20 protein-coding genes and 3 pseudogenes are annotated in these 22,485 nt (G+C 59.4%); 16 read left to right on the top strand and 7 right to left on the bottom strand.

From position 1 onward, the window contains the following. Positions 1–121: 121 nt before the first annotated feature. On the bottom strand, positions 122–556 hold the full coding sequence (gene rbfA / locus ACVWXE_RS12030) for a 30S ribosome-binding factor RbfA (protein ID WP_457490413.1): 435 nt from the start codon (positions 554–556) through the stop codon (positions 122–124). 191 nt (positions 557–747) lie between these two features. Between rbfA and ACVWXE_RS12035 the strand changes: the two genes are divergently transcribed. From ACVWXE_RS12035 to ACVWXE_RS12045, 3 genes and pseudogenes are all read left to right on the top strand, one after another. Then, the gene (locus ACVWXE_RS12035; RefSeq protein WP_414341860.1) at positions 748–963 is read left to right on the top strand and encodes a hypothetical protein; all 216 of its coding nucleotides are present in this window, start codon (positions 748–750) and stop codon (positions 961–963) included. A 127-nt stretch (positions 964–1,090) separates the two neighbouring features. Continuing rightward, positions 1,091–2,554, top strand: a complete 1,464-nt coding sequence (locus tag ACVWXE_RS12040) for a cryptochrome/photolyase family protein (RefSeq protein WP_457404122.1) — start codon at positions 1,091–1,093, stop codon at positions 2,552–2,554. Between the two features lie 166 nt (positions 2,555–2,720). Beyond that, positions 2,721–3,625, top strand: a pseudogene (locus ACVWXE_RS12045) (IS630 transposase-related protein). A 68-nt stretch (positions 3,626–3,693) separates the two neighbouring features. On the opposite strand, the gene ACVWXE_RS12050 reads toward ACVWXE_RS12045, so the two are convergent. Then, positions 3,694–4,941, bottom strand: coding sequence for a molybdopterin molybdotransferase MoeA (locus ACVWXE_RS12050; RefSeq protein WP_457490414.1), 1,248 nt, complete (start codon positions 4,939–4,941; stop codon positions 3,694–3,696). Between the two features lie 345 nt (positions 4,942–5,286). Between ACVWXE_RS12050 and ACVWXE_RS12055 the strand changes: the two genes are divergently transcribed. Genes ACVWXE_RS12055 through ACVWXE_RS12085 form a run of 7 tightly spaced genes read left to right on the top strand, consistent with a single transcriptional unit; the run spans position 5,287 to position 9,259 of the window. Then, complete coding sequence (locus ACVWXE_RS12055) at positions 5,287–5,649, top strand: cation:proton antiporter subunit C (RefSeq protein WP_457490424.1); 363 nt, start codon at positions 5,287–5,289, stop codon at positions 5,647–5,649. Then, complete coding sequence (locus tag ACVWXE_RS12060) at positions 5,642–7,114, top strand: cation:proton antiporter (RefSeq protein WP_457490415.1); 1,473 nt, start codon at positions 5,642–5,644, stop codon at positions 7,112–7,114. The genes ACVWXE_RS12055 and ACVWXE_RS12060 overlap by 8 nt, the downstream gene beginning before the upstream one ends. Then, positions 7,098–7,502, top strand: coding sequence for a Na+/H+ antiporter subunit E (locus ACVWXE_RS12065; RefSeq protein ID WP_041436089.1), 405 nt, complete (start codon positions 7,098–7,100; stop codon positions 7,500–7,502). The genes ACVWXE_RS12060 and ACVWXE_RS12065 overlap by 17 nt, the downstream gene beginning before the upstream one ends. Beyond that, positions 7,499–7,750, top strand: a complete 252-nt coding sequence (locus ACVWXE_RS12070; RefSeq protein ID WP_011431878.1) for a hypothetical protein — start codon at positions 7,499–7,501, stop codon at positions 7,748–7,750. The genes ACVWXE_RS12065 and ACVWXE_RS12070 overlap by 4 nt, the downstream gene beginning before the upstream one ends. Positions 7,751–7,769: 19 nt before the next feature. Beyond that, on the top strand, positions 7,770–8,051 hold the full coding sequence (locus tag ACVWXE_RS12075; protein ID WP_011431879.1) for a monovalent cation/H(+) antiporter subunit G: 282 nt from the start codon (positions 7,770–7,772) through the stop codon (positions 8,049–8,051). A 9-nt stretch (positions 8,052–8,060) separates the two neighbouring features. Beyond that, positions 8,061–8,582 (top strand): DUF4040 domain-containing protein, encoded by a 522-nt coding sequence (locus ACVWXE_RS12080; RefSeq protein ID WP_414357736.1) that lies wholly within the window; start codon positions 8,061–8,063, stop codon positions 8,580–8,582. Continuing rightward, positions 8,579–9,259 (top strand): Na(+)/H(+) antiporter subunit B, encoded by a 681-nt coding sequence (locus tag ACVWXE_RS12085; protein WP_457490416.1) that lies wholly within the window; start codon positions 8,579–8,581, stop codon positions 9,257–9,259. The genes ACVWXE_RS12080 and ACVWXE_RS12085 overlap by 4 nt, the downstream gene beginning before the upstream one ends. Here the strand turns inward: ACVWXE_RS12085 and ACVWXE_RS12090 are convergent. Continuing rightward, a pseudogene (locus ACVWXE_RS12090) lies at positions 9,254–9,379 on the bottom strand (VapC toxin family PIN domain ribonuclease); the annotation flags it as partial. The gene ACVWXE_RS12085 and the pseudogene ACVWXE_RS12090 sit on opposite strands and share 6 nt — an antisense overlap. 218 nt (positions 9,380–9,597) lie before the next feature. Here ACVWXE_RS12090 and carB point away from each other — a divergent pair. Together carB and psbA are read left to right on the top strand one after the other, a co-directional pair. Next, positions 9,598–12,846: a carbamoyl-phosphate synthase large subunit gene (gene carB, locus ACVWXE_RS12095; protein ID WP_457490417.1), complete on the top strand. Its 3,249-nt coding sequence runs from the start codon at positions 9,598–9,600 to the stop codon at positions 12,844–12,846. Positions 12,847–13,185: 339 nt separating this feature from the next. Then, on the top strand, positions 13,186–14,241 hold the full coding sequence (psbA, locus tag ACVWXE_RS12100) for a photosystem II q(b) protein (protein WP_457490418.1): 1,056 nt from the start codon (positions 13,186–13,188) through the stop codon (positions 14,239–14,241). Positions 14,242–14,247: 6 nt separating this feature from the next. Here psbA and ACVWXE_RS12105 read toward each other — a convergent pair whose 3' ends face one another. The 3 genes from ACVWXE_RS12105 to ACVWXE_RS12115 all read right to left on the bottom strand — a co-directional run bounded on the left by ACVWXE_RS12105 (position 14,248) and on the right by ACVWXE_RS12115 (position 18,207). Then, positions 14,248–16,098: an aspartate kinase gene (locus ACVWXE_RS12105; RefSeq protein ID WP_457490419.1), complete on the bottom strand. Its 1,851-nt coding sequence runs from the start codon at positions 16,096–16,098 to the stop codon at positions 14,248–14,250. Between the two features lie 43 nt (positions 16,099–16,141). Continuing rightward, the gene (locus ACVWXE_RS12110) at positions 16,142–17,677 is read right to left on the bottom strand and encodes a site-2 protease family protein (protein ID WP_457490420.1); all 1,536 of its coding nucleotides are present in this window, start codon (positions 17,675–17,677) and stop codon (positions 16,142–16,144) included. A 278-nt stretch (positions 17,678–17,955) separates the two neighbouring features. Continuing rightward, a complete protein-coding gene (locus ACVWXE_RS12115; protein WP_414341563.1) occupies positions 17,956–18,207 on the bottom strand; it encodes a DUF751 family protein in 252 nt (83 codons plus the stop codon). 524 nt (positions 18,208–18,731) lie between these two features. Between ACVWXE_RS12115 and ACVWXE_RS12120 the strand changes: the two genes are divergently transcribed. Further along, positions 18,732–19,271: an ATP synthase subunit B family protein gene (locus tag ACVWXE_RS12120; protein ID WP_414380997.1), complete on the top strand. Its 540-nt coding sequence runs from the start codon at positions 18,732–18,734 to the stop codon at positions 19,269–19,271. Positions 19,272–19,437: 166 nt separating this feature from the next. Then, positions 19,438–20,085: a flavin prenyltransferase UbiX gene (locus ACVWXE_RS12125; protein WP_457490421.1), complete on the top strand. Its 648-nt coding sequence runs from the start codon at positions 19,438–19,440 to the stop codon at positions 20,083–20,085. A gap of 126 nt (positions 20,086–20,211) precedes the next feature. Here ACVWXE_RS12125 and ACVWXE_RS12130 read toward each other — a convergent pair whose 3' ends face one another. Beyond that, positions 20,212–21,330 carry an alpha/beta fold hydrolase gene (locus ACVWXE_RS12130; RefSeq protein WP_457490422.1) on the bottom strand — a complete coding sequence of 373 codons (1,119 nt, stop codon included), beginning with the start codon at positions 21,328–21,330 and terminating at the stop codon, positions 20,212–20,214. Positions 21,331–21,431: 101 nt separating this feature from the next. Between ACVWXE_RS12130 and ACVWXE_RS12135 the strand changes: the two genes are divergently transcribed. Together ACVWXE_RS12135 and ACVWXE_RS12140 are read left to right on the top strand one after the other, a co-directional pair. Beyond that, positions 21,432–22,085, top strand: coding sequence for a cobalt-precorrin-8X methylmutase (locus ACVWXE_RS12135; protein ID WP_457490423.1), 654 nt, complete (start codon positions 21,432–21,434; stop codon positions 22,083–22,085). A gap of 33 nt (positions 22,086–22,118) precedes the next feature. Then, positions 22,119–22,485: pseudogene (locus ACVWXE_RS12140) on the top strand (hypothetical protein); the annotation flags it as partial.

Consider the following 22,485-nt stretch of genomic DNA (forward strand, 5'->3'; position numbering starts at 1 on the left):
GTTTTACATACCTAGCCATACCAAGCAGCCATACTGAACATACTGTACATTATTTTCAGTATAGTCCAGCGTATCATTGACTAGAGTCATGCTCCAGCGCGGATCCCTCGAAATGGTGCAACTATTCGCCGCTCGATTCGTTTTCTTCGCCCTCGGCGGTGTCCTCAACCCCAGCTTGGGATCCCTCCGGTTCCTGGGCCTCAGAGGTCTGTCTCAGTTGGTTGAGCAGAGCCAAAACGCGGGATCCCCGCTCCAAAGAGCGATCCTGCAAAAACACCACCGTTGGCACCCGTCGCAGGCTGAGGCGCTGGCCGATTTCCCGCCGCACAAAGGGTGTGGCCGCTGCTAGCCCTTCCATAGCTTGGTGTTGAGCTGTCTCATCCCCATAAATGCTGACGAAGATGCGGGCGTTTTGCAGGTCATTGGAAACCTCGACATCCACAATGCTGACCATCCCTGCCCCAACCCGGTCATCTTTGATCTCCGAGAGCAGGATTTGGCTGACCTCTCGTTTGATCAGCTCTGCTACCCGTGCCACCCGTCGCGCTGTCGCCATTTTTGGATACCTAGGCTAACATCATCCGCAAGCCTGCTCTGGCTGGTGTGGAGCTCAGCCCTTGCCGGCTCGATCCCAAGAACAGTAGCCAATGCTACGAGCATCTCTTCCTTCCACCTTTATCCTGAGTCCATGTCCATCTTGCCTTGAGTATGAATACCTAAAGCCATCGATGGATGGATGGAGACGTGATGATCAAGACGCCAGAGGCGCTGCGGCGCTCCATTGAGCAGTTCATGCTGAATGTGACGGAGCCGCTTGACCCGTTGCTCTCGCTGAAGCTGACTCAGCTTGTGGTGATGTTGGGGGATACAGCTTACGCGATGGGATACAGCGATGGCCAGCAAAAGCCGGATGAGCGCTGCCGCTATTGTCCCAGTCGGGTGTTCGACAGTCTAGAGCTTTGATAGGGTTCTTCAAGGTTCTTTACAACGCAGTGTAGCTTCTGGCTGCCCATGATCCCGGCCTTGGGGGGGGTGAGTTGAAAGAGGCGGTGGAAACCAGCCAAGATGGGATCCCATTGCTTGGCAGCCTATGACTTCCCCCGTTTTGCTTTGGCATCGTCGCGATCTGCGGTTAGGGGACAACACAGCTCTTCATGAGGCAGCCCAGCGCAGCTCTCAGGTGGTGCCTGTCTTCATTTTCGACCCCCAGATCTTAGGGCGGTCGGACATGGCTCCGGCCAGGGTGGCCTTTTTGCTTCAGGCTCTGCAAGAGCTCCAAGAGCGCTACGCCCAGATGGGGATCCCGCTGATCTGGCGGCTGGGGGATCCCTCGGTGGAGTTGCGGTGCTTGGCCACAGACCTGGGAGCCAGGGCCGTGTTTTGGAATGCCGATGGGGAGCCGTTCGCCCTACAGCAAGAGAGTCGAGTGCAGGCCAGTTTGGCCGCAGCCGGGATCCAGTCCTTCTCCTACCAAGATATGCTGCTGCACGGGCCGGGGGAAGTGTTGACCCAGGCGGGGGAGCCCTATTCGGTCTTCACTCCCTTCTGGCGCAGGTGGGCGAGCTTGCCCAAGCGGGATCCCTACCCGATTCCCAAAGGGCTACAACCGGTGTCCGGTCTGAAGGCGCAGCCTCTGCCCACTTTGGCAGATTTGGGCTTTGTCTGCGACCAGCGGATCCCGGCAGCGGGGGAAGCAGCAGCTCAGGCCCTTTTGGAAGACTTTTGTCAGGGGTTGCGCATTTTAGACTATGAGCGATCCCGCGATTTCCCGGCTGAGCCGGGCACTTCTCTACTGAGCCCCCACTTGTGCTGGGGAACGATCGGCATTCGCCAGGTGTGGCAAGCCACGCGGGAGGTGGAAGCCGAGGTGCGCAGCGAAGAAGCCGAAAGCAGCTTGCAAACTTGGCGGCAGGAGCTGTGCTGGCGAGAGTTTTACAAGCATGTCTTGGCCCACTGGCCCCACGTGGAAACCGGAGCCTATCGACGAGCCTTCGACGCCCTGGAGTGGGAAAATCGGCAGGACTGGTTTCAGGCCTGGTGCACCGGTCAGACGGGCTACCCCATCGTGGATGCGGCCATGCGCCAACTGAACGAAACTGGCTGGATGCACAACCGCTGCCGCATGATTGTGGCCAGCTTCCTGACCAAGGATCTGCTTATCGATTGGCGCTGGGGGGAACGCTACTTTATGCAAAAGCTAGTGGATGGGGATCTGGCGGCCAATAACGGCGGTTGGCAGTGGAGCGCCAGTGTGGGCACGGATCCCAAGCCCCTGCGCATCTTCAACCCGGCCACGCAAGCAGCCCGCTATGACCCGGAAGGAGAGTACATCCGTCGCTATCTGCCGGAGCTGGCACGGCTGGATACGCCGGCTCTGCTGTGGGTGGGAGATGACCCCAAGGGAGCCTGGGCTTTGCGGGAACGGCGAAGTTGTGGCTATCCGGATCCCATTGTGGATCACAAGGTGCAGCAGCAGGCGTTCAAACGGCGCTACCAGGCGGTGCAGCAGGCCTACTCTAGGTCTGTTCGAGACGGTCTCCCCCCTCCTTCCTAGTCCTCTGTGCCGCTGCCCCCTCTCTCGACGACGGCAGACAAAAGGCAAGACAGGTGCCATTTGAAATGACCACAAAGCAGGTCTGTGTAGTTGTAGTCAATTCAGTTGACAATGAGACGGTGTTAAAGGCAAGATGACGTGGGAGTAGACCTCAGGAGGAAGCTTCATGACCTATAGCTTAGACCTGAGAGAGAGAGTCGTAGGGTATGTCCAGGAAGGGGGCAGCCCCACTGCAGCTGCACAGATGTACAAAGTCAGTCGTGCAACGGTTTATCGCTGGCTGAACCGAGAAGACCTGAGGCCGACAAAAGTCAAGACTCGGAAGCGAAAGATAGACTTGGTCGCTCTGCAGCAAGACGTAGAACAGTACCCAGAAGCTCGACTGAAGGATAGAGCCCAGAGGTTTGGCGTCCATCCCAGCGCTATTTACTATGCTCTTAGGAAGATGAAAACAACGCGAAAAAAAAGAGTTAAGGCACCGAGAGCGGGATTGGCAAGAAAGAATCCAAGAGAGAATCAACGACTCTAGGGTCTTGAGGGAGTTGGTTCAGAAGTATGGAAGTGAGAGTTTAGCTTACAATAGGCTCTGCACCGCTGACGCGAATGATGAGAGAATGACGAGACAGGGTTTGGGGAGATACGCACCTGTTTTATGCTTGGCCAAAGAGAGGGGAGAAAGTTTATGGGAAGAGAGAGAGCTGAGTAGCCGGTAGGAGGAAGGAGAGAGGGGGTTTGATAGCCCCGACGCTTTTTCAAGTAGCTCGAATGCGGAAGAATTTGAGGGACACTAAATGCCGAGTTTGGAGAGGACATCTGTATTGACTCTGGGCAATGGGCCGATTCAAAGGCCTAGGGCCTGCTCGGCGAACGGAAGGGAAGGATAAAGGATTTGATGAAAGCGGCAGGGCAGGAGGTGGTTTTTTGCTGAGGCCCTCGCCAGACTTGAATGAGATTGAGGGTGACTTTAGTGCTCTCAAGAGGGCAAGGATGCATGCTGATAGAGGAACTTCTGTGGATGAAGTGATAAGGCCTGCGGTCCGCTGTTGCAGACGGAACTGTTGTACTGGCTAGCGTCTCATTGTTATTTGGATTGACTATGGCGGCTATTCCAGCAGCAGCGAGAGGAGGGCTAGGGATCTTCAGGGCAGTTGCAGCACCTGAACGGGCGAACCGGCAGGGATCTGGGTTGTTCCCACCGGCAGCACAGCCAAGGCATTGCAGCCGGCCAGACTGATGAGATTGCCGGAATTGAGGTTGGCGGCGGGCTGAAATCGGATCCCTTCGGGCTTGACCTGCAGCCGTCCCCAGAGGTAGTGTTCCCGCCGACCGTCGGCATGCAGATCCACCGGGCTGAAGGCGGAGAGGATCTGCCAGTAGGGGGGCAGGGATCCGCCCATTTTTCGCAGGGCCGGGTGCAAAAAGCGCCAGAAGGTCACCAGGGCAGAGGCAGGGTTGCCCGGCAGGCCAAAGTAGAGCTTGGGGGGGCCGTGGGGATTGGGAAAACGAGCCACCGTCAGGGGTTTGCCCGGCTTGATGGCCACGCTGCGGATGAAAATCTCGCCTCCCAACTCCTCCAGCACCTTTTCCACCAGGTCAAAATCCCCCACCGATACCCCTCCGGAAGAGATCACCCCATCGGCGGAGGCCAGGGCCTGCTGGACGACCTGCCGCAACACCTGGAGCCGATCCGGCACGATGCCCAACTGGATCGGGATCCCACCCGCTGCCTTGACCAGAGCCGCCAGGCCGTACTGGTTGGAATCCACAACCTGCCCCGGCTCCGGCACCTGCTGGATGGGCACCAACTCATCCCCTGTCGAGAACAGGGCTACCCGGGGCTGACGAAACACCGGCACCATCGCCTGTCGGATGGCAGCCAAAACGGCCAGCTCCGCTCCGCCCAAAGCCTGCCCTGCCGGCAGGAGGGGATCCCCCTGGCGGGCAAAGTCTCCCTGAGGCCGGACAAATTGGCCCCGCTGCGGGCGCTGCAAGAGGCGAACGGTTCCTGGCGAAGGTTGCTGCGTGTATTCCTGCATCACCACGGTGTCCGCACCGCTGGGCAAGAGGGAGCCGGTGTAGAGACGCACCGCTTGTCCAGGCTGGAGCTCTCGGGTGGGTGCCTTTCCGGCGGGGAGAGTCTCAATCACCTGCAGCTCACAAGGGATCCCCGCTTGCACATCTTCATGGCGCACGGCATAGCCATCCATACTGGAGGTGGGATGGGCCGGAAAATCCTGGGGGCTATACACAGTTTGGCTGAGAACGCGGCCTTGGGCGGATCCCAGCTCCACCCACTCTGTGCCCAGCGGCTGAGCCGCCTGCAAAATCAGGGCTTCTGCTTCCGCCACCGGCAGCATCACGGCTTTTACAACCCCCTTCTCCAACACCTTATCTTCAGCATCCAGAAGTCGGTTCCGCCAAGGCCATTAAAAACAACTTAAACTGCGGACAGCGGCCATGAATTCCGACCTTGGCATGAGAGGTGTATGACCAGGATCCCACCAAGCCCCAGAGCTGGCAAGAAGTCGCAGCAAGTTGCCCATTGGGAGCTGCAACTCTTTCTACTTCGGGATCCCGGTCTTGCTGGGGAGATGGGGATCCCGGCAGCGTTGCAACCGGCCATAGGCTATCTGGCTGCCGCGGCTGCGGAAGCTGGATACTGGTCGCGTAGCGGGCGTAGCCTTAGGACGACTGAGCCACCGGATAGCTTAAGTGCAGCAAGCGAGGTGTCTATGTTAAATGCCGCCGTCATCCTCACGATCTTCCTTGGCTTCTGGGGAGTCGTGGTTAAGCGCAACCTCATTATGAAGATCCTGTCTATGGATGTCATGAGCACCGGGGTCATCGCCTTCTTCGTGATCTGGGCAGCCCGGAGCGGTGTGTTCACCCCCATCTACAAACCCTGGCGCGAGCTGGACTATGCCGACCCGGTGCCTCAGGGGATCATCCTCACGGCCATCGTCATCGGCCTGTCGGTACAAGCCTTGATGTTGGTGGGGGTGATGAAGCTGTCCCGCAATCATCCCACCCTCGAAGTCGAGAGCGTCGAACAGGCAGTCGCGTCAGGGGCGCAGAGCACTTCTACCGATGACTGAGCTGACGCTGGTGTGGGTGGCATTGCCCTTTCTGCTGGCCTTCACAACCTACTTGATGCCGGCCCTGACCCGTCCCAGCTTGGTGGGGATGGCCGCGCTGACGGTGGCCTATGCGGTGCAGCAGGGGGGCTTGCCCGGCACAACCGCTGCGCCCTTGGAGCTGCAGCTTTTGGATCACTTCGGGGTGACGCTGCGGATCGATGCCAATGGAGCAGCGATGCTCTTGGCCCACGGCCTGGTCACGCTAGGAGTGGCCCTGTATTTGGATAGACGCTTTGCGGGCAGCCGCTTTCTGGCCATGCAGTTGCTGATCGTCCACGGTAGCGCCAACGCCGTCATCATCAGTGCCGACCTGATCAGCGTCTACGTTTCCCTGGAGGTGCTCAGCATCGGCGTGTTTTTGCTGCTGACCTATGGGCGGCGGGCTGAGGGCCAACCCACAGTGGAAGAAAATGCTCCGCACCGCGATCGCCAGCTCTGGGTGGGGCTGCGCTACCTCTTCATGAGCAATGTGGCCATGCTCTTCTACCTGATGGGCGCAATCCTGGTCTATGTGCGCACGGGATCCCTGGCGATGAGCAGTTTGGCTATGGCCGACCCCACGGCCTTGGCGCTGATTGCTGTGGGTCTTTTGGCCAAGGGGGCGATCTTCGTTACCGGCCTGTGGCTGCCTCTCACCTATGCTACCGCGGATCCCGTTATCGCGGCGGTGCTCAGCGGTTTTACGACCAAAGCAGGAGCCATGGCCTTGGTGCGCTGCAGCCAGGCTTCGCCGATCTTGGCCCAGGGGTTGCCCTACTTGAGCGCCGGTTCAGCCGTTTTCGGGATCCTACTGGCCCTGATGGCGAGCACGCCCCAGCACCTTCTCGCCTGGAGCTCGGTATCGCAGATGGGATTTGTGATTGCTGCCCCTCAATGGGCAGGTTTGTACGGTCTTGCCCATGGGTTGGCAAAGCCCTTGCTGTTTGTTGGAACAAGCGTGACCCATCCCTGGCGTTGGCCGATGCTGCTCTTGGGGACGGCTTCCCTGGCAGGGGTACCCGGCAGTTTGGGGTATGCGGCCAAGGCCCTCAGCTTATCTGCTCTGGATCCCTGGCACGAGTGGCTGCTGGTGGGGGTTACCGTCGGCACCACGTGTTTAGGCGTGCGAGTGCTGCGGGCACCTGTTTCTCCAATGAAGGGGGCAACCACCTCTGCAACTCCTTGGCAAGATAAAGTGGCACTGGTGCTTTGGGGTGGGGGCTTGCTCTGGGGCTGGCTACCGGCGGCCTATGGCGCTGACAATCTTCTCAAGGCGCTCCTCAGTTTGGGCGTTGGGATCCCGCTGGGCTGGTTTTGGGAGCGGATCCCTTTGAAGGGAGGGTCGGTGAACGAAGGGCTGGAAGCAGTGGTGGGCGGCTTGAGCATAGTGTTGGTGCTGGTTTGGGCTCTGTTAGCTGTGGGGAACTATGGGACGCTACCCTGAGTTGGGTCTATTGGAGATCGGCCTGCGCCTCTTGATTTGGTTTCTGCTGACGGGCAATCTGAGCTGGGACAATGTGGCCATCGGGGTGGCGGCAACGTTGCTGCTGCCGCGCCAGGCTTCCGCACCGGTGCAATGGCGGGATTGGGGGCGAGTGCTCCAGGAAATTCTTCTCGCCATCCCAAGAGCCTACTGGGAAGCCTTCGAGATGATCCTCAAGCCCCACACTGTTGAGGAAGTTGTATACAAACAAACCCTGCCCAACCGTTCAGCAGGGCTGGTGTTTCTGGATATCTTTTTAATTACCTTCACGCCCAAAACCATCGTGCTCAATTGCAATGCCCAAGGCACTTATGAAGTCCATGTGCTCAAGCCGCGGGAGGACGTGTGAACCTACTGCTGTTTCTCCTGACCCTAACGCTGTGCTTGCCCCTGTATGCCGCTTGGCTGAAGGAAGATATTTGGCAGACGATGCTCGCCTTTGCCAGCTTGGCCACAAAGACGGCCATCCTGATTTTGGTGGTGTCGGTGGTGCGGGATGATTGGATGATCGGGATTGTGGGGGTTTTGATTTTGTCGGTGGGCAATGCGGCCTTAATGCTCTTGGCTCATGTACTGAAACGGCTGGAAATGCTTTAGAAAGGCCCTGGGGGTAGGTATGGAAGTCTGGGTGGAAGGTCTGAGCTATCTGTTGTTTGGGATTGGTGTGCTGTTTTGGCTGTGGGGAACGGCGCCGCTCCTTGGGGATCGCTCGATTTTATTTAAGCTGCACGGCCTTTCGGTGTCGGACACCCTGGGCTCTATGAGCATCATGCTGGGGCTGCTGTTGCGGATCCCACGGGAATGGCCCCTGTTGGTGTTGGCACTGATCTCCCTGGCTATTTGGAATACCATTCTGGGCTATGTGCTGGCGTTTTGCTCGCAGCGCAAGTCCCTATAGGAGGGCAGGATGGAAGAGACCCTGTTGCTGGTGATGGCGTTACTCCTGCCCCTGACGGCAAGCTTGGTGGTGACTCAGACCAATCCCTACCACGCCTTGGTAATGCGAGGGATCCTGGGGACGATTGCCGCCCTGATCTATGCGCTGTTTGGGGCGGCGGATGTGGCTCTGACCGAGGCGCTGGTGGGCACTATGCTTTCCATTACCCTCTACGCCATTGCGGTGCGCTCTTCGCTGAGTATGCGCCTGGGCGTTCTTGAAGGCAGCCCTGTGCTGGAGGCCAGTACCTCAGCAGCACGGCAGTTGTTACAGCAGATGCGCCAAGGGCTACAGCGGTATCACATGCGCTTGGAGTTGGCCGCCTATGGGAGTTCGGAGGCGTTGGTGGCTGCTCTTCGCAGCCGAGAGGTACACACCATTGCCCTTGAGCCCGGTGGAGAAGCAGCAGAGTATCGCCTGGTTACACGCGTACCCCGCCTGCAGGCCATTTTGGCGCAGCAAGCTCTGGCCGCTGAGGTGATGGCGACATGAAGTGGGTGTACGGGATAGCGGTGCTGCTGGCAGCCCTACAGCTCATTGTGGGCGAGGCGGGATCCGTTTCCCCCAATCGCGCAGCGGGCGTGGCCTTAGTCGAGGCGGTGGAGATTCTGGCCAGCGAAAGCGGTGTGCCCAACGCGGTGACGGGTCTCATTCTGCGCAACCGCCTCTACGATACGGTCTTTGAAGTGGTGGTGTTTTCTACGGCAATTTTGGGCGCCCAGTATCTGCTGGCGGATGAGCAGCCGACAGCCAATGTAGCTCAATTTACCGATATTCCCTCGATTGTGTTGGCGCGAGTGGGGGCCACCATTTCGGCTTTGATTGCGGTGGAGCTGGCCATTCGAGGGCACCTGACGCCGGGCGGGGGCTTTGCTGCCGGGGTGGCGGGGGGGACGGCCATTGGCTTGGTGGCGATCACCGCCTCTTCCGCCTGGATGGAGGCCATCTACAAACGGTGGCGGGCTGCGATGTGGGAGAAGCTGTCGGTGGTGGCGTTTATCGGGGTGGCTGTGATGGCTCTGGCCGGCTGGGAATTGCCCAGAGGGGAGTTGGGAGCTCTGTTTAGCGGCGGCTGGATCCCGATTCTCAATATTCTGGTGGCGATCAAAGTGGCGCTGGGATCCTGGGCGGCAGTTTTGATCTTTATTCGCTACCGCGGCTTGTTATGAGGGTCTAAATGGGTTAATGAGAGGTACCCCTGTCCTGGCAAAATCACGGACATTGCGAGTAACCAGGGTAAGTCCGTAAACCAAGGCTGTAGCAGCCAGTTGTTTGTCAATCGCATTTTGAGACTAAAGTTCAAGTTTTCCCGTCTATTGATACTGATGAAGAAGCTGCCCTTTTGCGGGTTGCCCCAGAGAACTCCTGCCTGCCAGGGATCCAAGCTCTGCCTGCTGTGCATAGCCTTTGAAAGCGCAACACCCAAAAAAGAGGGATCCCGATGAGCAACTTGACCTGCAGGTGACCTCTACAATAGAAGGCTGACTCTGCCACCTCTGGGATCCCTATGCCGCGCCGCACCGATATCCACAAAATCTTGCTCATTGGAGCGGGGCCGATCGTCATTGGCCAAGCCTGCGAATTCGACTACTCGGGCACCCAAGCCTGCAAAGCCCTGCGGGAAGAGGGCTATGAGGTCGTTTTGGTCAACTCTAACCCCGCCACCATCATGACGGATCCCAGTATGGCGGAGCGCACCTACATCGAGCCGGTGACGGTGGACTTTGTGGCCAAAATTATCGAGCGGGAGCGCCCTGATGCTTTGCTGCCCACCATGGGCGGCCAGACGGCCCTCAACGTGGCGGTGCAACTGGCCCAGCAAGGGATCCTGGAGCAGTACGGGGTGGAGTTGATTGGGGCCAAGCGGGAGGCCATTGAAAAAGCCGAAGACCGGGATCTCTTCAAGCAAGCCATGCAGCGGATTGGCTTGGCCGTGCCCCGCTCTGGCCTGGCCCACACCCTGGAAGAAGCCAAGCAGATTGCCCAGGAGATCGGCTATCCCCTCATCATCCGCCCGGCCTATACCCTGGGGGGCACCGGTGGTGGGGTGGCTTACAACCAGGAGGAGTTTGAAGAGATCTGCGCCGCCGGTTTGGAAGCCAGCCCCGTTTCCCAAATCTTGGTGGAGGAATCGGTCATCGGCTGGAAGGAGTTTGAGCTGGAGGTGATGCGGGATCTGGCGGATAACGTGGTGATCATCTGCTCCATAGAAAACATCGACCCGATGGGGGTGCACACTGGCGACTCCATCACCGTGGCCCCGGCCCAAACCCTCACCGACAAGGAATACCAGCGGCTGCGGGACTATGCCATCGCCATCATGCGCGAAATTGGCGTAGAGACCGGGGGATCCAACGTGCAATTTGCCGTCAACCCTGCCAACGGCGAGGTGCGGGTGATCGAGATGAACCCGCGGGTCTCCCGCTCTTCTGCTTTGGCCAGCAAGGCCACCGGCTTTCCCATCGCCAAAATTGCCGCCAAATTGGCAGTGGGCTACACGCTGCCGGAGATCCCCAACGACATCACCCGCAAAACTCCGGCCAGCTTCGAGCCCACCATCGACTATGTGGTCACCAAGATCCCTCGCTTTGCTTTTGAAAAATTCCCCGGCGCAGAGCCGGTTCTCACCACCCAGATGAAATCGGTGGGGGAGGCGATGGCCATTGGCCGCACTTTTCAAGAATCCATCCAGAAGGCCCTGCGCTCTTTGGAAATCGACCGTCCCGGTTTTGGCGGCGATAGGCCGGAGGTTTTCCCCAAGCCGGAGGAAGTGCGGGCCAACCTGCGCACCCCCAACCCCTTCCGCCTGCTCACCATCCGCACCGCTCTGCTCATGGGCTTTTCTGCCCAGGAGATTGCCCAGCTCACCCACATCGATCCCTGGTTTATCGACAAGCTACAGGAGTTGGTGGAGGTGGAGCAAGCCCTCAAGGGGCGGGAGCTGGGATCCCTGAGCGCTGACGACTTGAGACACCTCAAGCAAATGGGCTTCAGCGACCGACAAATTGCCCACCTCACTGGATCCACGGAACATCAGGTGCGGGCCCGTCGCAAAAGCCTGGGGGTGATCCCCACCTACAAAACTGTGGATACCTGCGCTGCCGAATTTGAGGCTGCTACCCCCTACCAGTACTCTGCCTACGAGAGCGAGTCGGAGATTTTCCCGGCCCGCAAAGAGAAGGTGATGATCTTGGGAGGTGGCCCCAACCGCATCGGCCAGGGGATCGAATTCGACTACTGCTGTTGTCATGCTGCCTTTGCCCTCAGCCGCCTGGGTTACGAAGCGATCATGGTCAACTCCAACCCGGAAACCGTTTCCACCGACTACGACACCGCTGATCGCCTCTATTTTGAGCCGCTCACCCATGAAGAGGTGATGAACTTGGTGGATGCTGAGCAGCCGGTCGGCCTGATCGTGCAATTTGGCGGTCAAACTCCCCTCAAGCTGGCGCAGGGGCTGGCGGCAGCCCAGGCTCCCATCTGGGGAACTTCCCCCGATTCCATCGACATTGCTGAGGATCGGGGGCGCTTCGAGCGCATCTTGCGGGAGTTGGATATTCGCCAGCCGGCCAACGGCATCGCCCGCAGCGTGGAAGAAAGCCTGGAAATTGCCCGCCGCATCGGCTATCCGGTGGTGGTGCGGCCCAGCTACGTCTTGGGGGGACGGGCTATGGAGATCGTCTATTCCGACCAAGACCTGCAGCGCTACATGCAACTGGCGGTGGCGGTGGATCCGGATCGTCCGGTGCTGGTGGATCAGTTCCTGGAAGAGGCGGTGGAGGTGGATGTGGATGCCATTGCCGACCGCACCGGCGCTGTTACCATCGGCGGCATTCTGGAGCACATCGAGCAGGCCGGGATCCACTCGGGCGATTCGGCCTGTGTATTGCCCAGCCGCACCCTCAGCCCCGAGGTGCTGCGGGTGATCCGCGAGTGGACGGTGAAGTTGGCCCAAGCTCTGAAGGTGGTGGGCCTGATCAACGTGCAATACGCCGTCCAAAAAGGTCAAGTCTATATCCTGGAGGCCAATCCGCGCGCCTCCCGCACCGTCCCCTTTGTCAGCAAGGCCATCGGCCATCCGCTGGCAGACTACGCTGCTCAAGTGATGAGCGGCAAAACTCTGGAAGAGCTGGGCTTTACCCAGGAGGTGATCCCCTCTCACATTGCCGTCAAAGAAGCGGTTTTGCCCTTCCACAAGTTTCCCGGCACCGATACGCTGCTGGGGCCGGAGATGCGCTCCACCGGCGAGGTGATGGGCATTGACACGGACTTTGGCCGCGCTTACGCCAAAGCCCAACTGGCGGCGGGGCAGAATCTGCCTCTCCAGGGGACGGTGTTCATCAGCGTCAGCGACCGGGATAAACAGGCGGTCATCCCGGTAGCCCGCGAGTTTGTGGAGCTGGGCTTTCGCCTATTGGCCACCGAAGGAACCCAAAAAGTTTTAGCCGAGCACGGGATCCCGGTGGACAAAGTCCTCAAGCTGCACGAGGGACGGCCCCACGTCATCGACGCCATCAAAAACCATCAGATTCAGCTCATTATCAACACTCCTTCCGGTGTCGAGGCGCAGCAAGATGGCCAAAAGATCCGCCGCACTGCCCTGGCTTACAAGATCCCTCTGGTGACCACCTTGGCAGGGGCCAAAGCCACCGCGGCTGCCATCCGTGCTTTGCAGTCGGGATCCCTGCAGGTGAAGTGCTTGCAGGATTTTTTTCCACCCAGGAATGCCCCAAGCAAACTTCTGGAAGCCCCATGAAGAGCCCATAGGGTCTTGCCGGCAGGAGAAAAAGCGGATCCTGAACGACTTCTCTTTCTTGAACCCATTCTTGAGAAACATCTGCTCGAGCTTGGCTGCCATCAACTGCCGGGAAGCTCTCAAAGATATCCCAATTGCAACAGGCGGGTGCTGATTTGTATCGACAAATCCATTTTTTTCACATTCCCGTTGCGGAAGTTAGGGATCCCTGTCGGCATCCCTAAAACTGTCTAGCCTGAAAGAAGGAGACGCTTTTGGCGGTCGGCGCGGGAAGAGTTTTGCCCCGTTCAAGGAAGCCGACAAAGCAAAGAATGGTTTTGTCTCTTTAGGAGTTGGCCTATGAGTACTGTAGTTCGCCGCTCCTCGGCTGCGCGGCAGCTCTGGAGTTGGAATGGCTTTTGCCAATGGATAACCAGCACCGAAAACCGGCTTTACATCGGCTGGTTTGGCGTATTGATGATCCCGACCTTGTTGGCAGCAGCCTTTTGTTTTGTAATCGCTTTTATTGCTGCTCCGCCGGTGGATGTGGATGGGATCCGCGAGCCGGTGATCGGCTCTTTGATAGGGGGGAACAATCTCATCTCGGCGGCGGTGGTGCCCACGTCGGCGGCCATCGGCTTGCACTTTTATCCCATTTGGGAAGCCGCCTCTTTGGATGAATGGCTCTACAACGGCGGCCCCTACCAACTGATCGTGCTCCATTTCCTGATCGGGGTGTGGTGCTACCTGGGCCGGCAGTGGGAGCTGAGCTATCGCTTGGGCATGCGTCCCTGGATTGCGGTGGCGTTTTCCGCTCCGGCGGCGGCGGCTACGGCAGTGCTCTTGGTCTACCCCATCGGCCAGGGCAGTTTTTCGGAAGGCTTGCCCCTGGGGATCGCCGGCACCTTCTACTTCATGCTGGCTTTCCAGGCGGAGCACAATATCCTCATGCACCCTGCTAGCTGGCTGGGGGTGGCCGGCGTCTTTGGCGGCGCTCTGCTGGCCTCCCTGCACGGCTCCCTGGTGATCTCCAGCCTAATCCGCGAGACCTCGGAAGAAGAGTCACAAAATGCCGGCTACCGCTTCGGGCAGGAGGAAGTCACCTACAACTTCCTGGCCGGGCACTACGCGTTCTTGGGGCGGCTGGGGTTCCCCGGCCTGGGCCTGAGAAACAGCCGTTCCGTCCACTTCTGGATGGCGGCCCTGCCCACAGTGGGGATTTGGGCGGCGGCAATAGGTATCGGCATAATGGCCTTTAACTTGAACGGCTTGAACTTCAACCAGTCCATCCTGGACAGCCAGGGCCGCTTCATTCCCACCTACGCCGATCTCCTCAACCGCGCCAATCTGGGGATCCAGGTGATGCACGCCCCCAACGCCCACCATTTCCCCCTGCTGCTGGCGGCCAGACCCTGAGGCAGGCTAGGGGCAGTCCAGCCGGAAAGCGCGGTGAATAGCTTGCAAGGCCGGGATCCCTCGATCCCGGCGCACTACACAGCTCACCTTGATCTCCGAGGTGGCGATCATCTCGATGTTGATTCCGGCTTCGGCTAGGGCTGCAAACAGGCGAGCAGCCACGCCGGGATAGGTTTCCATCTCGGCGCCGACAATGCTGACCTTGGCAATGTCGTGATCCGCGTCAACTCCTGCCGCCTGGAGCTCTTCGGCCACCTGCCGGCAGACTGCCTCAGCAGCCATCGCTTGATCCTGAGGCACGGTAAAGGCAATGTCGGTACTGGGGATCCCGTTGTGGTAGCCCCGCTGGCTTTGGATGATGGTGTCCACGATGATCCCGGCAGCCGCCAAGCGCCCGAACAAATGGGCGGCAGTTCCCGGACGATCCGGCACTTTGCGAAGGCCCAGCCGCGATTGCTTCAAATCCAAGGCAACACCGCGTACCGGGTGGCTGTCTTGAGGGGCAGGCGGCACCTTCGCCCGATGCAAGTGGGGGATCACCTGGAACGACTCTCCCAGAGCCAAGGCGGCATCACCGGCCCGCTCCGCAGCCACCACACAGCTCACCTTGATCTCGGACATGGAGATCATCTGCAAATTGATCCCGGCCTCGGCCAGCACCTGGAACATTTGCGCCGCGATCCCAGGTCGGCCCATCATCCCCACCCCGGCAATGCTGACTTTGGCCACCGCCTCATCCACAATCACCGCTGCACACTGCAGCTCTTGGCCAATCCGCCGGGCAACGGCTGCAGCCTCGGTCACCTGCGACCGACTGACCGTAAAGGCAATGTCATTGGTGGGCTGGGGCACGGATCCCTGCGGCAAGGAGTCCGTCCCGCTGGCGTGAGCGGCTGTGAACTGGAGCGACTGCAAAATCAAATCCACATTCACCCCTGCTGCCGCGATCCCCTGAAAGAGCTGGGCGGCAATGCCAGGGCGATCCGGCACCCCCACCAACACCAACTTGGCCTGATCCCGATCCAGCTCCACCGTATCCACCGCCAGGCCCAGCTCGATACTGCTGTCGGCAGCACGAGGACGGGGGGGAGGAGAAAGAATGAGAGTGCCCTCGCATCCCGCCTGCAACGGCTCCAAGCTGGAGCGCACCCGCAGCTTCACACCGTAGTTGCGGGCAATTTCCACCGAGCGGGGATGCAGCACCTGGGCCCCCAAGCTGGCCAGCTCCAACATTTCATCACTGGTGATCTCCGGCAGCAGCCTGGCCTCAGGCACCTTACGCGGATCCGTGGTGAAGATCCCCGGCACATCGGTGTAGATCTCACACAGCTCTGCTCCCAAAGCCACTGCCAAGGCCACCGCCGTGGTGTCGGATCCCCCCCGACCCAGGGTGGTGATCTCCAGCTCCGCCAGGCTGGTGATGCCCTGAAACCCGGCCACCACCACCACCTCTTCCCGCTCCAGGTGCTGCCACAGGCGGTCGGTGTGGATGTGCAAAATGCGGGCCCGGCTGTGATCCCGAGTGGTGACAATGCCCACCTGGGCTGCCGTCAGGGAAAGGGCAGGACACCCCAAGCGTTGCAGCGCCAAGGCCACCAGGGCAATGCTCACCTGCTCACCGGTGGAAAGGAGCATATCCCATTCCCGCAACTGGGCCGGTGTGGTCGGGGATCCCTGCAAGATCTGCTCCCCCAAGCCCACAAGGCGATCGGTTTCATCCCCCATCGCCGAGACCACCACCACCACCCGATGTCCCCGCTCCACCGTGTGGGCCACCCGTTGGGCCACGGCTTGGATACGCTCGACAGAGCCGACAGAGGTACCGCCGTACTTTTGAACGATTAAGCTGCGTTGCATGAGAGGAGAACGAGGTCAGGGGCGGTTTGGATCCTACCCCGGACTAGGCCAAGCCCAGCCCATTTTGCAAAAACGGCGGCACCGGCAGCAGGATCAGCACCAGCAGCGTGAGCATCCCCAGCCCCAGCAGATCTCGGGCCTCGTCCAGTTCCGTCACATCGTTGAGGGCCGGCTCGTCGGCACTGGAAATCACAAACAGCAGCAGCGCCCAGAGCAACAACCAGGGCTGCACCGTCAAAGCCAGCAGCAGCACCAACCAGCGGGCTACCCGGCCCACATTCGCTCCCATCTGCTGTCCATACACTGCGTGGACAATGTGCCCTCCATCCAGTTGGCCCACCGGCATGAGGTTAAAGGCAATCACCACCAAGCCCAGCCAGCCGGCAAAGGCCAGCGGGTGCAGATCGATCACCTGCCCCGGCTGCAACTGATCCCCCAGCACCATGCGGGCCAGAATTGCCAGCAGCACCGATAGGCGCGGGTCAATGCGATGAAAACTAATCGGGGTCGGCTGCCCCTCCGGCACCGCGGGAGGATCTGCAGGCGCCGAAAACAACAGCCCCAGCAACAGCATGCCCAAAGCAACAAGACTCCCTGCCAGCGGCCCAGCAGCGGCGATATCAAACAACACCTTGCGGTTGGGCACCGGCTCTTTCAACTGGATAAACGCCCCAAAAGTCCCTAGGACAAAAGGCACCGGGATGAAATAGGGCAGCGAGGTTTTGATGTGGTGGCGGCGGGCCACCCAGTAACGAGTCCACTCATGGGATCCCAAAATGGCAAGGATCCCGACCGCATAGGGCAACCCTTTCATCAGAGAGGGCAAATGCAGCAGCCGGTCAGGGCTAACCCCAGCCGCGTGGGCCCCAGCACTGAGGGTCGTCCAGAAGGTGAATAGCAACAGCCCCAAAGCCAGCAGCGGGAACTCTCGACTGTCCGCCAGGGAGCGCCGCGCCGCCGGGTTGGGCACCAAGGCAAAAAAGGGCTTACCGGCAAACCCCTCCTGCAGCACCACCAAAAAGCGCTTGCCGAAAGTGGTTTCCACGTTTTGCTGCACCCGCTCATAGGCTTCACTGGGATCCGCCCGCAAGTTGCCCCGGCAGATGATCGCCTGGGGGCGGTACTCCACATTTTGCAAATAAAAGACGTTCCAGGGGAAGCAATGGCTCAGCTTCTCCCGCGGCACTTCGGAGATGGGGGTGTGGGCAAGAGCCAGCGAGACCGGATCTGCGGCGCCGTCTTCCTCCTCTTCCTCTGGCTCAGGTTCCCCAGCCGGCGAGGGATCCGCTTCTGGAGAGGAGTTTTCCACCTCTGGCCGAGGGCCTCCGGTTGAGGGTCGAATACCCCCTCGTCTCACCAAGGTCATGCTGGTAAAGTAGGAGGTGAGAAACAGCAGCAACATCAGCAAGGGAGGCAATTCGTACTGAAACACCTGACGCCCCAGCACCCAAACCAAAGGGGGCAGCATCATCACCAGCCACAGGATCCGCCACGGCACCTTCGAAAGGCGGGCCACACTTTTTTGCAGCAGCAGGTAGGTTGCAGAACCCACCAGCGCCAACAGGATCCAATCTGCCATGAGTTCAAAAAACGGAGGAGAACACCTCTACCAAGCTAGCGGCAAATCCAATCCCCTCGCTACAGCTTGCAGCCGGGATCCCTGAAGAGCCAATTGAGGCTTGGCCTGCCCATAGACCGCCACCATTCCGGGGCAAACTTTTCATTCGCGCGAGCGGTGCGGAGCACTTTACTTCTTGTCAGCAGTGGGGCGAAAAAGAGGGATCCCCTTGAGGCGTGCTTATGCTGCCGGCGTCCACTGCACAGCTTCGCCCATGGGCCCCAACCTCAACCCAGTATCTATTCTGGCCAATCTGGCCAAAAGGTATTCCCTGTCATGCCTCGCAGGGTGAAATAAACAAATAGAAGCAACAAAAGGGATCCCAGCGTAACCATAGCCGCCGCTGTTGGACTTTTGCGATACAGGCCGACAAAAGGCTGGAGGCCAGCCCAGATCCCCCCCAGCAAAACGGTAATAAAGTAAGTGGGATAACGGGAGACATTCTCCACAAACTGGTCTTCCAGTCTTCTGGGGGGCTGCGGTTGTGGCATAAGAGGCTGGGGCTCCAACTCCTTTTTTCTCAGTGTGCCATAGGTAGCTGTCAACCATCTGGAGGCTGGCCATCTTCAGGGAACTGGCGGCAACTCAAAAAGTGTAGTCATCTCAAACTAGATTGAGACACTCCCCAAACGCTCCGCGCCGCTGCCGCGACCCCCCAGCTCATCTCTCTGGGAGAGGGGGGCTGGAGAGCAATGCAACGGAAATGTTTTATTCCTATTCAAAATGACTATAAATCTCCTCCATTGGCGCTCTTTTGGCAGCCGAGCAACCTCGGCTCCCCAGCCGCTGTGGCACCAACCGACCGGTAAGCAGCCTCTCTGCCGCTTGGCTCACAGCCTCCGCGAGGGAGAAAGTCCATCGTCCCCTCATATCAAAAAGAACATCTACTTCACGAAGAGTGGTTGGAGCGAAGGGGAGACTGCGCAGATTCAGGAAACCGAGAACCTGATATGGTAGGCGTTATCCTGCCTGATCTGCTCTTTTGCTCAGTGCAGCCTCCCCTCTTCATAGACTGATGCGAGAATTGCCCTCTGATCCTTCCAATCGTGCCGGCGTACCCTTTGGGGATCAGACCCTGGCTCTGATGCGCGTCCAGGAGGCCCTGGATCAATTGGAGGCAGCCATTCTCAGTAGCCCTCGCCTGTTTTGGTCTCGCACCCTTATTGAAGAGGAAAAGATTCTGGAGCAGTTAGACTTTATCCGCCTGAACCTGCCGACAGCCCTGGAGGAAGCGGAGGAACTGCTGCGCCAGCGGGATCGGATCTTGGCAGAGGCCAATCGCTACGCCCAAGAAATTGTGGCCGCGGCCCAACGTAGGGCTGAGCAGCTCCTCAACGAATCGGCGATTCTGCGACAGGCCCAAGCTCAGGCGGAGCAGTTATTGCAACAAGCCTATCAACATAGTGAGGAGGTGCGGCGACAGACACTGCAGGAATCGGAGCGCCTGCAGCGGGAGGCCCACCGTTACGTGGATCAGGTGTTGCAAGACTTGGAGTTGCGGTTGGTGGAGTCCTTGCGGGTGATCCGCAACGGGCGGCAAAATCTGCAGACCTAACAGAGAAGAGTCAGACTGGGGCTTGAGCGCTGCCTTCAACCTGTGCCAGGAGCATTTTTATCCCGCGTTGTGCAAGTCTTTTGGAGCGGTGGGTTAGGGATCCCCTGAGCAGGCGAGGGACGGCTCCCCTCGCTAGACTTGAGCAGAAGACGTTCCCCAGCGGCCCTTGACATCCTCTCTGCCCATCATCCTTGGCGTATCAGGCGCTTCAGGGATGCTCTATGCTGTGCGCGCTCTGCATGTTCTGCTCAGCCTGGACTACCGCGTCGAAGTGGTGGCCTCCAAAGCGGCCTATCAGGTGTGGCAGGGAGAACACGGGGTGCTGCTGCCGACAGACCCCCGCCAGCAGGCCCACTTTTGGCGACAGCAAGCCGAGAGCAGCGGTGGATCCCTAGTTTGTCATCGCTGGCAGGATGTGGGGGCAACCATTGCCAGTGGCTCCTATCGCACGCAGGGGATGTTGGTGATCCCGTGCAGCATGGGTACAGTTGCCAAGTTGGCTGCCGGCTTGAGTTCGGATCTGCTGGAGCGGGCTGCTGATGTGCAGCTCAAGGAGGGACGACGCTTGGTGGTGGTGCCGCGGGAAACCCCCTTTAGCCTGATCCACCTGCGCAACTTGACCACTCTGGCAGAAGCGGGGGCGCGCATTGTTCCGGCCATTCCAGCTTGGTACCACCAGCCGCGTACCATCCTAGATTTGGTGGATTTTGTGGTGGTGAAGGCGCTGGATCAGTTCGGTATTGATGGCGATCTCATTCGCCGCTGGCAGGGGATGCGCCAGCATCAGATCCTCAAGCTGCCCCCTGATCTCTGAGCGGGATCCCTTTTCCCGGCGGCAGGCTGGGATTTGGCTTGGGGGTGTTCCAAGCTGGGGGGGGCCCTGTGCCGATAGCCCTCACTTGTGGCACCTTGCCGGGAATAGCTCAGATCACTTGCTGAGCTAGCCGACTCGGGGATCCCGCTGAAGGGGGGTGGGCAAGTCAGGGCAGGTCTCCAGACTGGCCGCCCATTCCCCGATGAGGGTGTTGACCCAGTGGGGCAACTCGTCGTGGGCACAGTGGCCTACTCCCGGCAGCTTCACCAAGGTGAGGGCAGGTTGCCAGCGCTTAAATTGGTCTGCCAAAAAACTGGGCACTGCCGGATCTTCTCGGCCCCAAAGTAGCAAGATAGGCATTTTTAGGGTGGGCAGCAGGCGTTTGGGGCTGTCGAAGCGGCGGCAGAGAATGGCCCTCAGACCGTCCAAAAACACGTGGGCTGCCCCTGGCTCAAAGGCCGGCCTCTGGAAGATCTGCACCAGCTCGTCATCCACCTGCTCATCCCGCTTGTAGACGTTTTTGATCCAAGCCCGCAGCACCTCGGTTTGTCGCAGCCAGTTGAAGAGGTGGGGATAAGTGAGGGGGCACCCCAGCAACGACAGAATCCCTTCGCAGAGGGCTCGCACCAGAGCATCCCAGGGAGAGGGCAATTCTTCCGGATGGGGCCCATCGGCGCAGCTAATCAAGCACAGGCCCTTCACCATCTGGGGATAGCGGGCGGCGGCAATGACTCCCACCAAGCCCCCGATGGAATGGCCCACCAGGATGCTGGGCTGCTGAATGTGAGTTTGCCAAAACTCGTGTACCTGCTCCACCCACAGATCAACGCTGTAGGCAATCTCCGGCTTGGCACTCTTGCCAAATCCCAGCAGGTCGAGGGCATAGACGGAGCGCTGGGATCCCAGAGGGAGAATGTTGTGGCGCCAATGACCCACTGACGCTCCAAATCCATGGATTAAAAGGGCCGGAGCTGCCGTTAAGTTGACGACACCGGCAGGGGTTTGGGCGCGACTGGGGGTGTAGGTGAAATGGATGGGCCAGCCCCGCCAATGCCAGGTTTGGGGGTAGCCGTAGCGAGGCAAAGCCGACAAGGGATCCCTGTCGCTGCCCGTTGGGGAAGGGGGGGGCGCATCAACAGAGGAGAAACCGGGAGCGCCAACGGAATTGGCACCGACGGGAGCAGAAGGGGAAGGATGGGAGTCGAGTCCGTGCAAGGGAGAAGTGGGTGATAACAATAGGCTCATCTCCAATTTAGGCTAGACCAATCTTAGTGGTTTCCTCGGCTCATCATTTAATAGGACGTACTTTGCCACCGGTTCTTCTATATCTTCCAGGACATGCCAGCATGACTGTGTCCATAACCCCAGACCCAATGGATGAAGCCTTCGGGATAGACCCGATTACCGCTGCCAGCTTTCGCCAGATCGATCAAGAGATCGGCCCCCACCCCTGGCAAGGGATCCCTTATGAGGTGGTGCGCCGTGCCATTCATGCCACTGCCGACTTTGAGCTGCGGGATCGCTTTTTCTTCGGCCCCAACGCCGTTGAACACGCCCTGGCAGCCCTACGGCAAAAGCAGCCTGTCATTGTCGATGTCAGGATGGTGGCAGCTGGGATCCAGTCAGGTCTGAAAGCCCAAGGGATCCCCCTCTACTGTGCTTTGGACTGGGTGGAGGAGCCCCGTTGGCCCGGTCAAACCCGCGCCGCCAATGGGATGGTGAACTTGGCACGCCGCTATCCAGAAGCCCTGTTTGTCATCGGCAATGCCCCCACTGCACTGCTGGCTTTGGTGGAGGAGATTCGGGCGCAGCGGGTCAAGCCGGCTTTGGTGATCGGAGTGCCGGTGGGATTTGTGGCGGTGGAAGAGGCCAAGCAGGCGTTGGCGCAAACGGATGTTCCCCAGATTCGCGTGGAGGGCCGCAAAGGCGGATCCCCAGTTGCTGCTGCCATTGTCAATGCCCTTCTCTTGGCAGCTCAACGGGATCCCATCCCCAACTGACTAGAATTGAAGGGATATCTTCAGACCTTTCCCATGACCCCAGAACAAGAGGAGTGGCTGATTCGCAACCTTCAGCAACAACAAGAACAAATCCAAGAAATGCGGGCCGAGCAGCAGCGGTCGGCTGAGCGCTTTGAGGCTCAGATGGTTGAGATGCGGCAGGGCTTTGCAGCCCAAATCTCCGAGATCCGGGCTGAACAGCAACGATCTGCCGAGCGCTTTGAGGCTCAGATGGCCGAAATGCGGGCCGAGCAGCAGCGGTCGGCTGAGCGCTTTGAGGCTCAGATGGTTGAGATGCGGCAGGCCTTTGCAGCCCAAATCTCCGAGATCCGGGCTGAACAGCAACGATCTGCCGAGCGCTTTGAGGCTCAGATGGCCGAAATGCGGGCCGAGCAGCAGC

The sequence above is a fragment of the Thermostichus sp. MS-CIW-41 genome (genome assembly GCF_054058915.1).